Here is a 15,771-nt window from a genome sequence, read left to right as displayed (position 1 = left end):
AGGGGCCAGATTTCATGTCAGACACCGATGCCACCGTGGCCGGAAACTCCGTCGCCGACCGGCGCCGGGAACTGTTGCGGCGCAAGCTGGCCGAGCAGGGCCTGGCCGTCGACACCGCCGCCCCGGTGCGCCGCACCGCGGCGGGGGAGCGGCGGGCGCTGTCGGCCGGTCAGCGCCGCATGTGGTTTCTGCAGACCCGCGATCCCGAGGACACCACGCTGAACATCTGCGTGGCGTACCGGTTGACCGGCGCGCTGGACGAGGAGCGGCTGCGGCAGGCGGTGGCGTCGGTGTTCGCCCGGCACGACGTGCTGCGCACCACCTTCGGTGTGGACGAGAACGGCGAACCCTTCCAGGTGTTCACCGACGAGATCACCGTGCCCTGGCAGTCGCACGATCTGACCGACCTGGCCGAGTCCGCCCGCCCGGTGCGGGTGGAGGTGCTGGCCCGCCGCGCGTTCGGCCGCCCCTTCGATCTGGCGACCGAACTGCCGCTGCGGATCACGCTGGCGCGCACCGGAACCCAGGAGTGGGTGCTGCTGCTGTCGGCGCACCACGGCTGCTGGGACGACGACGCCTGGGGCGTGTTCTTCGCCGACCTGAACGCCGCCTACAACGGCGCCGCGCAGACCGCCCCGCCCGCGCAGTTCGTCGACCTCGAGGTCCTCGACGCCCCCGCCGACGACGAGGCGGACATCGCCTACTGGCGGAACACCCTGCGCCCCTTGCCCGAACCGCTCGAGCTACCCGGCGCGGCCGTGGCCGCACCCTCCAAGCGCGCCGACCGCTGCACCGTGGCGCTGCCCGCCGACCTGCTCGACCGGGTGGACGCCTTCGCCCGTGAGCACGCGGCCAGCCCCTTCATGGTGCTGCTCGCCGGGTACGCCGCGCTGATCCAGCGCTACACCGCCGCCGAGGACTTCCTGGTGTCCATCCCGGTCACCAACCGTCGCTCGGCCGCCGCCGAACAGCTCATCGGCTACTTCGGCAACACCCTGCTGCTGCGCGAGACCTTCGCCCGCACCGAGACCTTCGCCGGTCTGGTCGAGTCCACCAAGCGCACCTGCCTGGACGCCTTCGCGCATCAGGCCGTCGGCATCGACCGGGTCGTCCGAGAGGTGAACCCGGAGCGGGTCGCCGGCCGCGACGGCATGGATCAGCTGGTGCGCCTGGGCTTCAGCGTCCGCAAGAGCGCCGACGGTTTCGCGCTGCGCGAGGTCTCCTCGGTGCAGCTGGACGAGCTGGGCGCGCCGACCGCGCAGGTGCCGCTGGCCCTGGCCGTCGTCACCGAGAGCGCGCACGGCGCGGTGCTCGAGGCCGAATACCAGGTGGACGTGCTGTCCGAGCCGCTGGTGCGGCGCATGCTGGAACACTTCGTGCGCCTGCTGGATCGGGCGCTGAGCGCGCCCGCCGCCCGCCTGGCCGACCTCGACATGCTGGGCGGCGACGACCGCACCGCGATCCTGGAGCAGTCGCGCGGTGCGCAGGTGCCCTCGGACGACACCACCATGGTCGACCTGTTCGAGGCCGCCGTCGCCGCCGGACCCGAGACCCTCGCCCTGGTCTCGGACGACACCGAACTCACCTACGCCGCCCTGAACCGCCGCGCGAACCGCCTGGCGCACTGGCTGATTCGCGAGGGCCTGGGCGGCGAGGACATCGTCGCCCTGCGCATGAGCAATTCGGTCGAGTTCATCGTGGCCGTCTACGCCGTGCTCAAGGCGGGCGCGGCCTACCTGCCCATCGACCCCGCCTACCCGGACGATCGCATCGACTACCTGGTCGCCGACGCCGCCCCGCGGCTGGTGCTGGGCCGGGTCGAGCTCGACGCCGCGGAGGAGGCCGCCGCCGGGCTGCCCGACACCGACCCCTCCGACGCCGACCGCGTCCGCCCGCTGCTGCCGGCCAACCTGGCCTACGTCATCTACACCTCGGGGTCGACGGGCAAGCCCAAGGGCGTCCCGGTCTCGCACGCCGCGATCGCCGAGCACGTGGTCAGCTTCACCGCCGAATGGGGCATTACCTCGGAAGACGTACTGCTGCAGTCGTCTTCGGTGTCCTTCGACGCCTCCCTGCTCGACATCTTCGTCACCCTCGCCTTGGGCGCGCGCCTGATCGTGCCCAAGCCGGAGGCGTTCCGCGACATCCGCTACGTCGCCGACCTGATCACCCGCCGCGGCGTCACCGTGTTGCACATGGTGCCATCCATGCTCAGCACCTTCCTGCTGCTGCCCGAGGTGAGCGAGTGGCGGGCGCTGCGTCACGTCCCGGTCGGCGGCGAGGCGCTGCCGGGCGAGGTGGCCGACAAGTTCGCGACCGTCTTCGACGCCGAACTGCGCAACCACTACGGCCCGACCGAGGCCGTCGTGTGCGCCACCCATCAGCCGGTGTCGGGCCCGCAGGGCACCGGGATCGTGCCGATCGGCGTCCCCAATCAGAACGTGCACGCCTACCTGCTCGACGAGGCCCTGCAGCTGGTGCCCGCCGGTGTGGTCGGCGAGATCTACCTGGGCGGTGCGCAATTGGCGCGCGGCTACCTGGGCCGCCCGGCCCTCACCGCGAGCCGTTTCGTCGCCGACCCGTTCACCCCGGGCGCGCGCCTGTACCGCTCCGGAGACCTGGCCCGCCGCAACGAGTTCGGCGAGATCGACTTCGTCGGCCGCGCCGACGAGCAGGTGAAGGTGCGCGGCTTCCGGATCGAACTCGGAGAGGTGGAGTCCGCGCTGGCCGCGCACCCGACCGTCGGCCACTGCGTGGTCGTGGTGACCGAGGATCCGGCCGTCGGCGCCCAGCTGGCCGCCTACCTGGTGCCCGCCGCCGGCGCGACCGTGGACGTGGAGCAGGTCCGCGCCCAGGCCGCCGCCGCGCTGCCGGAGTACATGGTGCCCAGTGCTTTCGCCGTGATCGACGAGATCCCGCTGACCGTCAACGGCAAGCTGGACAAGCGCGCCCTGCCCGCCCCGGCCCCGGCCGTGGAGCGCGCGCACCGCGCACCCGCCACCGCCACCGAACGCCGCCTGTGCGGGATCTACTCACACCTGTTCGGCGTCCCGGTCGTCGGCGCGGACGATTCGTTCTTCGAACTCGGCGGCCACTCGCTGCTGGCGGCCCGCCTGGTCGCGCAGATCCGCGCGGAGTTCGGTGTCGAGCTGGATGTGCGGATCGTGTTCGACACCCCGACCCCGGCCGGTCTCGCGGCCGGTCTCGTCGCCCGGTTCCGGGACGAGTTCGGCATCGACCTGGACGCCATGGACGACGAGGACGAGACCGCCGAGCCGGTCGAAACCGTGCTCCCCGCACCAGTTTCCGGCCGCCCCGCCGTGACCGAACGGGAGCGCCCGGAGCGACTGCCGCTGTCGTACTCGCAGCTGGCCATGTGGTTCCAGTACCGCATGGAGGGCCCCAGCGCGGTCGGCAACCTGCCCTTCGCCGTGCGTTTCGACGGCGGCCTCGACATTCCCGCGCTGCGCGCCGCGCTCACCGACGTGGTGGCCCGGCACGAGGCGCTGCGCACCGGATTCGGTGAGCAGGACGGCATTCCGTACCAGGAGATCCGGGCGGCCGGGGAGGTCACGCTCGACGTGACCGGCGTCGACCCCGAACTGCTGGCGGACGAGCTCGCCGAGATCGGCCGCTACGCCTTCACCGTCGAATCCGAGCCGCTGCTGCGCGCCCGGCTGCTGGTGCTCGACCCGAGCACCCAGGTGCTGTCGCTGCTGGTGCACCACATCGTGGCCGACCACGCCTCGCTGGGCATCCTGCTCGACGACCTGATCGCCGCCTACCGCGCCCGCGTCGAGGGCGGCCGGGCTCCGGAGTGGACCCCGCTCGCCGTGCAGTACGCGGATTACGTGCTGTGGCAGCACGACGTCTTCGGGCCGGGAACGGATTCCGCGGCGCGCGACTACGGCCGGGCGCAGCTCGAGCACTGGCGCGGCGCGCTCGCCGACGTACCGGACCAGATCGACGTCGCGCCCGACCGGGCCCGGCCCGCGGTGCTCGGCAAGCGCGGCGAGGTCGCCACCTTCGCCGCCCCCGCGGCCCTGCGCACCGGGCTCGCTGCCCTCGCCGAGTCCTGCGGCGCAACGGAATTCATGGTCTACCAGGCCGCTGTCGCGACCCTGCTGCACAAGCTGGGCGGCGGCTCCGACATCGCCCTCGGCACCCCGGTGGCCAGCCGTGTCGACCCGGCCACCGCGCCGCTGGTCGGCCTGTTCGCCAATATGGCGGTGCTGCGCAACGACCTGTCCGGCACGCCGACCCTGCGCGACACCGTGCGCCGGGGCCGCGAGGTGGTGCTGGACGCCCACGCGCACCAGGAACTTCCGATCGAACGCCTGGTGGAGGCGCTCAACCCGGCGCGTTCCCGCTCCCGCAATCCGCTGTTCCAGAGCATGCTGCACTTCCGCGGCGCGGACTGGGCCCCGGCGACGGTGACCGTGGCCGGCGCCACCACCGCCACCGTGCTGCCCGTCGACTTCGACGTGTCGTTCCTGGATCTCAATATCTCGGTGAACGTCACCGGCGACGGCGGACTGGCCGTGCGCGTGGTCGCCAACGCCGACCTGTACGAGCCGGAGACCGTGCGGCTCATCGGGTCCGCGCTGGTCACCACTCTGGAGGCGTACGCGACCGCGCCCGACCGCACCGTGGTCGAGCTCGAGGTGCTGCCGGTCGCCGACCTGGACCGGCTGCTCGCGCCGCCCGCGCCCGCCGCGCGGACCCTCGGGGTGGCCACCGGCGACCACTCCGGCACCGAGCGCGCCCTCATCGACCTGCTGGAAGAGCTGCTCGAGATCGACGATGTCGAGGCCGACGACAATTTCTTCGCCCTCGGCGGCGACAGCGTCATCTCCATCCAGTGGTCGGCCCGCGCCACCGCGCTCGGCCTGGCGCTCACCCCGCAGCTGGTGTTCGAGCACCTCACCATCGCCGAACTGGCCGCCGCGGTCGACGCCGCCGAACCCGTTCCCGCGCAAGCGGAGTCGATTCCACAGGAGGAATCCGCACCCATGAGCGCCTCCGGCCTCGACGCCGACGCCCTCGCCGCCCTGACCGCCTCCTGGGGAGCACGATGACCACCGCCGCCGGAACCCCGAGCGCCGCCGCCCCGCCGCGGATCGAGGACGTCCTCGCGCTGAGCCCGCTACAGGAGGGCTTGTTCTCGTTGTCGCGGCTCGCCGGCGACGGAATCGACCTGTACACCATGCAATTCGTGGTGGACATCGACGGCCCGCTCGACACCGGCCTGCTGCGCCGCAGCGCCCAGGCCATGCTGGACCGCCACCCCAACCTGCGCGCCGCGTTCTGGGACGAGAACGTGCCGCGGCCGGTGCAGATCGTGCCCGCCCACGCCGAGATGCCGTGGACCGAACAGGACGCGCGGCCCGAGGAATTCGACGATCTCGCCGCCGCCGAACGGCGGGTCCCGTTCGACCTGAGCCGCGGCCCCGCCCTGCGCGTGCTGCTGCTCACCGTGCCCGAGACCGGCGCGCGGCGCATGATCCTCACCGCCCACCACATCCTGATGGACGGCTGGGCGGTGGCGATCTACTTCACCGAACTGCTGGCCGTCTACCAGGCGGGCGGATCCGTTGCCGCACTGCCGAAACCGCGCCCGTACCGCGACTACATCGCCTGGCTCGGCGCGCAGGACACCGCGGCCGTCACCCAGCGGTGGACCGACTACCTGGCCGAATTGACCGGCCCGCTGCTGCTGGCGGGCGGCGCGCCGATCGCCGCCGACGCGGTGCCGGAGAAGACCCGGCTGCTGCTGTCGGCCGCCGACACCGAGGCCGTCCGGTCCTGGGCGGGCGCCCACGGCCTGACCCTCAACACCGCGGTGCAGTTCGCCTGGACGGTCCTGCTCGGCCGCCTCACCGACCGCCGCGACGTCGTCTACGGCACCACCATTTCCGGTCGCCCCGACCAGCTTCCGGGCGTGGAGGGCATGGTCGGGCTGTTCATCAACACCGTGCCGGTCACCCACCGCCTGGACCGCGAGCTGTCGGTGGTCGAGCAGTGCGCGCGCCTGCAGCGCGAATGCGCGGCCATGCGCGACATCGGCCACGTGAGCCTGTCGTCGGTGCAGCGCGCCGCCGGGCACGGCACCCTCTTCGACACCCTGTTCGTGTTCGAGAACGCGCCCATCGACGACGCCATCCGCACCGTCACCGCTCCGGACGGGGCCCGGTTCCGGCCGGTCGAGATGGAATCCCTCGCGCACTACCCGCTCACCGTGGTCGCCCACATGAGCGGTGACGAACTGCTGGTCCAGTTCGAGGCCATGCCCGCCGCCCTGCCGTACCTGCCCGCCGAGGGCCTCGGCGAGCGGTTGCTGGCCGTGCTGCGTCAGCTGCCCGGAATCGGTGCGGCCGCACCGGATGCGCTCAGCGTGCTCACCGACGCCGAGCGCGCCGCGTTCGCCGCCGCCGAGACCCCGGGCGTGGACCCGGCCGAGCCCGCCGATGCGGTGTGGGAGCTGTTCGAGCGGCAGGTCGCCGCGACCCCGGAAGCCATTGCGCTCCAGGACAGTTCCGGACTCCGGCTGACCTACCGGGAGCTGCGGGAGCTGGCCGCCCGGCAGGCGGTCGAGTTCGCCGGGCGCGGCGTCGGCGCGGAAAGCGTTGTCGCGCTGGTCATGCCGCGCTCGCCGCGATCGATCATCGCGCTGCTGGCCGCGTTCGCCGCGGGTGGCGCGTATGTGCCGGTGGACACCACCCTGCCCGCGTCCCGCATCGAGTCGATCCTGCGGCAGGCGAACCCGGCGCTGGTGGTCACCGATGCCGCCACCCGCGCTGACCTCGATCCCGAGGGCACAGTGCTGGCCGGTTCCGTGCTGGTGCTGGACGATTCCCTTGTCGCACAGGGACTTTCGGGCGAGCATGTCGCGACCCCGCCGGTCGTCCGCCATTCGGATCAGCTCGCGTACCTCATCTTCACCTCCGGCTCGACCGGTGAACCCAAGGGCGTCGCCGGAACCCAGGCCGCGCTCATGGCCTACTTCGCCGATCACCGCGACCGCGTCTACGGCCCCGCCATGGCGCGGCTGGGCCGCCCGCTGCGCATCGCGCACGCCTGGTCGCTGAGCTTCGACGCCTCCTGGCAGCCCATGGTCGGCCTGCTGGCCGGGCAGGCCATCCACCTGTTCGACGCCGTGGAGATGCGCGACGCGCACCGGTTGTGCGCGGGCATGATCGCCAGCGACATCGACATGATCGACACCACGCCGTCGATGTTCGCGCAGCTCAATGCCGCCGGACTCGTCGACCGCGAACTGCCGGTGCTGGCACTGGGCGGCGAGGCCATCGACGCCGCCCTGTGGGCGCGACTACGCGAGCTGGCCCTCAGCGCCAGCAGCGGACGCGGCGGGACCGCGGTGTACAACTGCTACGGCCCGACCGAGACCACCGTCGAGGCGGTGGTCGCCCCCATCGCCGAGTTCGAGACCCCGACCATCGGCACCCCGAATGCCGGAATGTCGGGCTATGTCCTGGATTCCATGTTGCGCCCGGTCCCCGGTGGCGTCGTCGGTGAGCTGTACCTGTCGGGTCCGCAGCTGGCCCGCGGCTACATCGGCCGCGCGGCGACGACTTCGGACCGGTTCGTGGCCGACCCGTTCCGGCCCGGCCGCCGCATGTATCGCACCGGCGACCTGGTCCGGCACCTGCCGCACGGCGGCCTCGGCTACCTGGGCCGCGCCGACGCGCAGGTCAAGGTGCGCGGCTACCGCATCGAGATCGGCGAGATCGAGACCGCGCTGCGCCGGCTGCCCGGCGTGGACACCGCGGCCGTCACCGTGGTCCGCCGGGCGGGCGGGGCGAGTCTGGTGGGCTTCGTGGTCGGCCGGGCGGATCGGGTCGTGGACCCGGTGCGCACCCGCGCCGCGCTCTCGGAGAGCCTGCCCGCCTACATGATTCCGGCCCGGGTGCTCGCGTTGCCGCAGCTGCCGGTCAATGCCAACGGCAAGCTCGACGGTCCGGCCCTGACCCGGCTGGCCGAGGCCGCCCTGGCCGACACCGGCTCCGACACCGCGCCGCGCACCGCCACCGAGAAGGAACTGGCCGAACTGCTGGCCGAGCTCTTCGACGGCCGCGCGCCCGGCGTGGACGACGACTTCTTCGCCCTCGGCGTGGACAGCATCGTCGCCATCTCCCTGGTCAACAAGGCCCGTCGTCGCGGTCTCACCCTGACCCCGCGCATGGTCCTGGCCACCCCCACCATCCGGGAACTGGCCGCCGCCCTCGACGCGGCCGAGACCGCCGCCGCCGAGAAGGTCGCGGATTACGGTGCGGTGCGCCCGCTTCCGGTGGTGTCGTGGATGTACGAGTACGGCAACTACCGCCGCTTCACCCAGACCGCGCTGCTGCGCCTGCCCACCGGCATCGACCGGCAGGGCATCGAGGCCGCGCTCCAGGGCGTGCTGGACGGCTACGACACGCTGCGCTCCAGCCTCACCGACACCGAGGACGGCACATGCCTGGTCACCGCGCCGCCCGGCACGGTGCGGGCGGCCGACATCCTCACCCAGATCACCGATCCCGCCGACACGGCCGAGGCCGTGCACAGCGTGGCCCGGGTCCTGATGGACGAGATCGACCCGCGCACGGGCGATATGGTGCGCGCGGCCTGGTTCTCCGGCACCGATCAGGGTGACGTCCTGCTGCTCACCATCCACCACCTGGCCGTCGACGTGGTGTCGTGGCACCTGCTGATCGCCGCCCTCGGTGAGGGCGCCGCGCTGCCGGAGTCCACCTCGTACCGGGAGTTCTCCGGGCGCATGGCCGAGCGCGCCGAGTCGGCGGAAATCCTGTCCCAGAGCGCGTATTGGCGCGATCAGCTGGATGCCCCCGACCCGGCCATCGGCCGCCGCATCCCGTACCCGGACACCGACACCTGGTCGTCGCTGCGGGTCGCCACGGCCGTCACCCCGGTCCCCGTGACCGAGCGGGTGCTGGCCTCCCTCACCCGCGACGAAGGCGTGCGCGAATTCCTGCTCACCGCCCTCACCGTCACCCTGGCGAGCTGGCGGCGCGAGCGCGCCCAGGATCCCGCGCACGGCGCGCTCATCGCGCTCGAGGGGCACGGTCGCGCCGACGACCTGCTCGGCACCGACACCAGCAACACCCTCGGCTGGTTCACCACCGTGTTCCCGGTCCGCCTGGGCGCGGGCGCGACGGTGGACATCGAACGCGCCGAACAGGATCCGGCGGCGGCGCGCGCTCTGCTGGACGCTGTGACCGCGCAGCTGTCCGCCATCCCGAACGGCGGCCTGGACTACGGTCTGCTGCGCTACACCACCGGCGTGCCGGAGCTGGCCACCGCGCGGCACCCGCAGGTCGAGTTCAACTACCTGGGCCGCGTGGACCTCAGCGGCCAGGCCGCCGACTCGTGGTCGCTGCTCACCGGCCCGCTCAACGAGTCGCTGCCGCTGGATCCGGAACCGGAGCTGCCGCTGCGCTACGCCCTCGATGTCATCGCGGGCATCGGCTCGACCCCGGAAGGCCCGCAGCTGACCACGAATTGGCGCTGGAGCGAGACCCTGTTCACCGAGGCGGAAGCCACCCGCCTCACCGAACTGTGGCAGCGCAGCCTGGCCGCGCTGGCGGCCGCCGCCCAGCGGTAGACGAGACGAAAACGGCCGTCGACCTCGAAAAGGTCGGCGGCCGTTCGTATCCGAGAAGGAATCAGGCGGCGGCGGATTCGCCACGGTGACCGTGGTGCGGCATGGAGAGCCTCGCCTCGATGGCCGACAGCGCCGCGGGAGCGGCGGATCCCTCCAGATCGAGCAGCAGCCAGCCGTCGGGCGTCCAGCCGCCGTGGATATCGGTCCGCGCCAGGCGTCCGCCCGGCACGAACGGGTCGTTGACGAATCCTTCGGCAGCGCCGTCCAATTCCAGCGCCAGCGCCGAACCGCCCAGGTACACACGGCCGGACCGGCCAGGCGGCACCAGCCGCAGCGCATCGTCGAGCACCAGCAGCCGAGCGCCCGGAATCGGCCGCACCCGCCCCGAACCGTCCAGGGGTCCGCGCGCTGCCACGCCCGCGTATTCCGGTGTGGTGTAGGCGAATCCGGTGCAGGAGCCCGGAGCCAGTTCGTGCAGCAGCGCCGACAGCGCAGCCGGGCAGTCGTTCCCGAACACGTCCCAGCGGCGCACGGTGGGCAGCGCGGGGGAGGGGAGGAAGGCGAGGTTGGCCAGGGTGTCGGCGTCGGCCACCACGTGGGTGGCCGCGCTCAGCGCGATGAGTTCGGCGAGGGCGCCCGCGTCGGCGCGCTGCGGGGCCGTGGCCAGGACCAGTGTCGCCCCGTCGGCCAGTGCGGCCAGCAGTTCGACCGCGGCGTCGGTGGTGTCCCAGCGGGTGGCGAGCAGTCGCGAATCCGGCGAGCCGTAGGCGCGGTCGATCTGACAGGAGCGCTGATCGGCGGCTACCGCGCGGCGGTCGTCGGCGGCCGCGGCCACCGCGACCGGCTTCAGTCCGGTGCCGGTGGGGCCCAGTTCGGCCAGCACCGTGCCGAATTCGGCGGCGCTGGCGATATCGCAGAGGATGCGGGCCAGATCGTCGAGGGTGGGTCCGGCCGTGCCGGTCACGCCGCCGTCGAGCCGTTCGTAGAGTTCGGCATAGGTGAGGATGTGCCCGCCGCAGCGGACGGCCGTGCGCAGTGACGGCACGCGGCGTCCGCAGTCGATGAGCATGGATACCGAGGGGACGTCGTACAGTTCGACCCCATTGGCCCATTCGTCCGCGAGCCGGTGACGCTCGACGGCGGACAGTGAATCCGGCACCGCACGCTCCATCGTTCCAAACCCCCGGTACTAACTTATGCAACCCTAACCTAATCCATGAAGGGCACGATCGGCCACCCCTTCGGGGATCGAATCGGCGACAACGGTCTGCAACTCGGGAGAAAATTAGGCTAGGCTCACCTACCGCTTGGCCGTTTCGGCCGGGCGCGCTCGGTCGATCCGGTCGGGCAGAGCAGAAGGAGAGCACGATGAAGTCGCGGTCGTTCACCGCAAGGGCCGCCCTCGCGGCGGTCGCAGGCCTGCTCGCGCTCGGGCTCACGGCCTGCGGATCCAGCTCCGATGACACCGCCTCCGGCGGCGGCGCCCCGGTCACCATCACCCACGCGCACGGCCAGACCACGGTCGAGGGCACCCCGACCCGCATCGTCGCCCTGGGCAACCAGTGGCTCGACACCGCACAGGCGCTCGGCGTCACCCCGGTCGGCTACATCGACAACATCGCCGTGCTCAGCAAGGGCGCCCCGCCCTGGGAGCCGGCCGCGCTGTCGCAGTCCAAGGCCCTCTCGACCACCGGAAGTCTGGCCGAACAGGTCGCCGCGCTGAACCCGGACCTGATCCTGGCCGACCCCTTCATCGCCGACGCCAAGACCTACGGCGACCTGTCCAAGGTCGCGCCCACCCTGCCCGGCCTCACCAAGGAAGCCGTGACCCCCTGGGCCGACCAGGTGCACGCGCTGGGCCAGGTGCTGCACAAGACCGCCGCCGCCGACAAGGTGGTCGCCGACCTCAACGGCCGCATCGACGGCATCGCGCAGCGCAATCCGGGCTTGAAGGGCAAGACCTTCATCAGCTCCTGGCTGGCCGGGCCGTCGCAGCTGATGGTCCTCACCGACCCGAAGGACGGATCCAGCCGCCTGTTCACCCAGCTCGGCATGACCATCCCGCAGCGCCTGGTGGAGCAGGGCGGCAACGGCGGCCGCCTGGCCCTGTCGCCGGAGCGCCTCGACGAACTGAACTCCGACCTGCTGCTGGCCGGCTACTCGCCGGGCCTGGACGAGAAGTACCGCGCCCTGCCGGGGTACAACGACCTGCCCTCCGTGAAGAAGAACTCCATCGTCTTCCTCACCGTCCAGGAGATCAGCGCCATCAACCAGCCCACCCCGCTGGCCCTGCCCTACCTGCTCGACAAGCTCGAGCCGGCCCTGGCCAACGCCGCCAAATGACCCGCGCCGACCACCGCTACGCCCTGCGCCCCGGCGTCACCTGCCTGACGATGCCGGGCGGCGCGGTCCTGCTGAACCCGCCCCGCAACGAGAAGCTGACGGGCCTGACCGCACCCCAGAGCCAGGCCCTGAAGACCCTCAACCGCGGCCCGGCGACGCTCACCCAGCTGGAGCCCGAATCCGATTCGGTGACACCGCTGCTCGACCGTCTGACCGGTCAGGGCTGGCTGGAGGTCACCGTTCGTGACGGCGATCGGGACCTCTACACCCTGCGCCCCTTCGCCACCCCGCCCGCCCGTCCGGCGGGCGCGGCGGCGGCCCCCCTCTCGAAATTCACGGTGATCCACCGTGATTCGGAGGGCCTGGTGCTGGAACACCCCACCTCCTGGTGCGACGTGCGCGTGCACGACCCGCGCCTGCTCGCCTTGGCGGGCGGTGCGAGCCCGTCCGAACTCGGCCTGCCCGAGCATCTTTCGGCCCGCATCGCCGCGGACCTGGTCTGGGGCGGCTTCACCGCCGACCCGTCCACCGAGTCCGGCGACTTCACCACCCGCAGCTGGAGCGCCCCCGACCTGTGGTTCCACCGGCGCAGCACGCTGGGCTCCCGCACGGTCACCTGGGACAACTTCGGCCCGACGGCGTGGGCGAAGGACGAGTTCCCGCAGCTCCCCGCGCACCGTCCGGCCTACCCGGGCGATCCGATCGCGCTCCCGGCCCCCGATCTGGCCGCGCTGCGCGCCTCGGACCCGTCCCTGACGGCCGTGATCGAGGACCGCCGCTCCCACCGCGCCTTCGACGACAGCAACCCCATCACCCTGGCCCAGCTGGCGGAACTGCTCTACCGGACCGCCCGCACCCGCTCGGTGGAACGGACTCCGGACGGCGGCGAACTCGCTTCCCGCCCTTACCCTTCGGGTGGCGGCGTCCACGAACTGGAGCTCTACCCGGTGGTCCGCAATGTCGAGGGCCTGCCCCCCGCCATGTACCACTACGACTCCTTCGACCACGTCCTGCGCCCGGTGGCCCCCGCCGATTCCCCCGAGGTCGAGCGTCTGCTCCGCACCACGACGGCGACCCTGGCCAACGCGTCCGAGCCCCAACTGCTGCTGTTGATCTCGGCGCGCGCGGGCCGGGTCATGTGGTCCTACGAGTCGGTCGCCTACGCCAATATGCTCAAACACGTGGGCGTCCTCATGCAGACCCTCTATCTGGCGGCCACCGCCATGGGTCTGGGCGCGGTGGCCCAGGGCTTTTCCGACACCGCCGCGTTCACCGCCGCCACCGGCGTCTCCGAACTGGAGGAATGCAACGTGGGCAGCGTCATTCTGGGCACCCCCGCCGCCTGAACCGGTTGTCGGACCCGCCTGGGAGGATCGATCGCATGACGGTGACCGGGGATGATGTTCGGGCGGTGGCGCTTTCGCTGGCGCGCACCTCCGAGCAGTTCGAATGGCAGATGCCGACCTTCCGGGTCGCGGGGAAACTGTTCCTGACCCTGCCCGAGAACGAGACCTCGATGGCCGTCCGGTGCCCCATCGCCGACCGCGACGAACTTGTGCAGGCCGAGCCGGACAAGTTCTGGATCGCCCCGCACGAGGCGGGCAACGCCTGGGTCCGGGTTCGCCTGGCCGCCTTGGACGATCGCGACGAGCTGGACGCCATCGTCACCGACTCGTGGCGGCAGGCCGCACCCCGGGAGTTGACGGACCCGGCCTGAGCGGCCGGGTCCACGCCGGTCAGAAGGTGACGCGCTGGTCCTCGGGCATGAAGAGCTTGTCGCCGGAGGTGACGCCGAACGTGCTGTAGAACTCCGGCAGGTTGCGGACCACCTGATTGCACCGGAATTCGTCGGGGGAGTGGGTGTCGGAGAGCCCCTCGGCGGTGAGCTCGGGGGTCTGCTTCGCCCGCCAGCCCCGGGCCCAGGACAGGAACATGGTGCGGTAGTCCGGGTTGGCGTTGCCCGCGCGCTGCTCGGCGAGCCGGTAGGCGGCCAGCGCGATCTGGAGTCCGCGCAGGTCGGCCAGGTTCTCGCCGAGCGTGAGTTTGCCGTTCACCTTGTTCTCGGGCGTCACCCCTTCGGGCACCAGGCCGTCGTACTGGGCGACCACCTTGGCCGCGCGGGCTTCGAAGGCGGCCTTGTCCTCCGGCGTCCACCAGTCCCGCAGATTGCCGTCGCCGTCGTACTTGCGGCCCTGATCGTCGAACCCGTGCCCGATCTCGTGGCCGATGGTCGCGCCGACCGCGCCGAAGTTCACCGCCAGCTGCGCGTCCTTGTCGAAGTACGGTGGCTGCAGATACGCGGCGGGGAAGACGATCTCGTTATTGGTCGCCGAGTAGTACGCGTTGACGGTCTGCGGGCTCATGCCCCATTCGGACTTGTCGACCGGCGTGCCGAGCCGGTCCCAGTCCTTCTTGTTGTTGAAAGCGTTGATGGCGAGCAGGGATTGGATGAGCTTGCCGCGGGTGATGGTCAGCTTCGAGTAGTCGTCCCACTTGTCCGGGTACCCGATCTTGACCCGCATCTTGTCCAGCTTGGCCAGCGCCGCGTCCCGGGTGGGCTGCGTCATCCAGGCCGAGTTGCGGAAGTTCTCGCGGTAGGCGGCCAGCAGGTCGTCCACCATCCGCTTGACCTCGTCCTTGGCGGAGGGCGGGAAGTGCTTGTCCACGTACAGCTTTCCCAGCGATTCGGGCAGCTGCGACGTGGCCAGGTTGACGCCGTACTTCCAGCGTTCCTGCCGCTCCTGCTGCCCGCGCATGACCCGCCCGGCGAACTGGAAGTAGGCGTCGTTGATCGCGATCGGCAGGTAGGGCGCGTAGGCGCGGACCACCGACAGCTTCAGATAGTCGCGCCAGATCGCGATATCGGTGTCGGCCCAGATTTGCCCGGCCGCGGTGATGTAGGACGGCTGCGCGACAACCACTTCCGCGAACAGGTCCTTGGGCCGGTCGGTGCATCCGGCCAGCCACGGCTCGAAGTCGAAGCCGCGGCCGAGTTCGGTCAGCTGCTGCCAGGTCATGCGGTTGTAGGAGGCGTCGGCGTCGCGGCGCCGCACCCGATCCCAGAAGACGGCCGCGATGCGGGTCTCCAGGTCGAGGATCCGCTGCGCCATGCCGCTCGGATCGGCGAACCCGGCGCCCTTGGCGATCGCTTCCAGATAGACCCGGTACCCCTTCAGCTTCTCGGCGTACTGCGGCTTGCTGTAGTAGTCCTCCTCCAGCCCGATCCCGGACTGCCCGATCCCGGGGATGTAGGCGTTGGAGTTCTTGCGGTCGATGCTGACGCCGATCCCGATCAGCCCGCCGATCGGCAACGCGCCCATCACCTTCGCCAGGTCGGGCTTGGTCGCGGCCTTGTCGACCTGGTCGAACAGCTCCTGCAGCGGCGACATCCCGAGCTTCTCGACGGTGTCCCAGTCGACGCGCGCGTCGTAGAGGTCGCGGATCTTCTGCGCGTCCGAACCCGGTTCCGGGTCCTTGATCCCGTCGATGATCTCCCGCAGCTGGTTCAGCGTGCGCTCGTTGGCCTCGCTGATCGCACCGAAGGCGGGCTTGTCCGGGGGCAGCTGGTACTCCCGCAGCCACTTGCCGTTGACGTACCGGTACAGGTCGTCCTGCACCCGGACCGCCTCGTCGGCTCCCGAAAGATCCGGTCCCGTCAGCGTTTTCGCCGCCGAACCCTTGCTGCAGGAGGCCAAGGCGGCCGCGGCCGGAACCAGCCCGAGGGCGATCAGGAATGCGCGACGATCCAAGCGCGCCGAACCCGACGAAGTCACAGGCACTACCTCTCGTGAAGCTGCATTACC

General features: G+C 71.4%; 7 protein-coding genes. 5 read left to right on the top strand and 2 right to left on the bottom strand.

Going from position 1 to position 15,771, the window contains the following annotated elements; genetic code table 11:
* The first annotated feature begins 14 nt into the window (after positions 1–14).
* Both ACWEOI_RS01340 and ACWEOI_RS01335 read left to right on the top strand, forming a co-directional pair.
* Complete coding sequence (locus tag ACWEOI_RS01340; RefSeq protein ID WP_452358655.1) at positions 15–5,078, top strand: amino acid adenylation domain-containing protein; 5,064 nt, start codon at positions 15–17, stop codon at positions 5,076–5,078.
* Complete coding sequence (locus ACWEOI_RS01335; RefSeq protein WP_452358654.1) at positions 5,075–9,625, top strand: amino acid adenylation domain-containing protein; 4,551 nt, start codon at positions 5,075–5,077, stop codon at positions 9,623–9,625. The genes ACWEOI_RS01340 and ACWEOI_RS01335 overlap by 4 nt, the downstream gene beginning before the upstream one ends.
* Before the next feature lie 61 nt (positions 9,626–9,686).
* On the opposite strand, the gene ACWEOI_RS01330 is transcribed toward ACWEOI_RS01335, so the two are convergent.
* Positions 9,687–10,784: an AMP-binding protein gene (locus tag ACWEOI_RS01330; protein ID WP_433670632.1), complete on the bottom strand. Its 1,098-nt coding sequence runs from the start codon at positions 10,782–10,784 to the stop codon at positions 9,687–9,689.
* Positions 10,785–10,993: 209 nt separating this feature from the next.
* Here ACWEOI_RS01330 and ACWEOI_RS01325 point away from each other — a divergent pair, with 209 nt between their 5' ends.
* The 3 genes from ACWEOI_RS01325 to ACWEOI_RS01315 are packed head-to-tail and all read left to right on the top strand — an operon-like array spanning position 10,994 to position 13,685.
* The gene (locus ACWEOI_RS01325) at positions 10,994–11,968 is read left to right on the top strand and encodes an ABC transporter substrate-binding protein (RefSeq protein ID WP_433670633.1); all 975 of its coding nucleotides are present in this window, start codon (positions 10,994–10,996) and stop codon (positions 11,966–11,968) included.
* Entirely contained in the window at positions 11,965–13,314 is a 1,350-nt protein-coding gene (locus tag ACWEOI_RS01320; protein WP_433670635.1) for a SagB family peptide dehydrogenase, read from the top strand. Before ACWEOI_RS01325 ends, ACWEOI_RS01320 begins: the two co-directional genes overlap by 4 nt.
* Positions 13,315–13,349: 35 nt before the next feature.
* Complete coding sequence (locus tag ACWEOI_RS01315) at positions 13,350–13,685, top strand: MmcQ/YjbR family DNA-binding protein (protein ID WP_433670636.1); 336 nt, start codon at positions 13,350–13,352, stop codon at positions 13,683–13,685.
* 19 nt (positions 13,686–13,704) lie between these two features.
* Here ACWEOI_RS01315 and ACWEOI_RS01310 read toward each other — a convergent pair whose 3' ends face one another.
* Positions 13,705–15,741 carry a M13-type metalloendopeptidase gene (locus tag ACWEOI_RS01310; RefSeq protein ID WP_433670637.1) on the bottom strand — a complete coding sequence of 679 codons (2,037 nt, stop codon included), beginning with the start codon at positions 15,739–15,741 and terminating at the stop codon, positions 13,705–13,707.
* Positions 15,742–15,771: the final 30 nt, after the last annotated feature.

The sequence above is a fragment of the Nocardia sp. NPDC004340 genome (assembly GCF_053602575.1).
This window is presented reverse-complemented; position numbering and strand designations above follow the sequence as displayed.

Coding starts and splice junctions, on each gene's coding strand:
- ACWEOI_RS01335 (WP_452358654.1), top strand. CDS start 5,075: ATGACCACCGCCGCCGGAACCCCGAGCGCCGCCGCCCCGCCGCGGATC.
- ACWEOI_RS01340 (WP_452358655.1), top strand. CDS start 15: ATGTCAGACACCGATGCCACCGTGGCCGGAAACTCCGTCGCCGACCGG.
- ACWEOI_RS01325 (WP_433670633.1), top strand. CDS start 10,994: ATGAAGTCGCGGTCGTTCACCGCAAGGGCCGCCCTCGCGGCGGTCGCA.
- ACWEOI_RS01320 (WP_433670635.1), top strand. CDS start 11,965: ATGACCCGCGCCGACCACCGCTACGCCCTGCGCCCCGGCGTCACCTGC.
- ACWEOI_RS01315 (WP_433670636.1), top strand. CDS start 13,350: ATGACGGTGACCGGGGATGATGTTCGGGCGGTGGCGCTTTCGCTGGCG.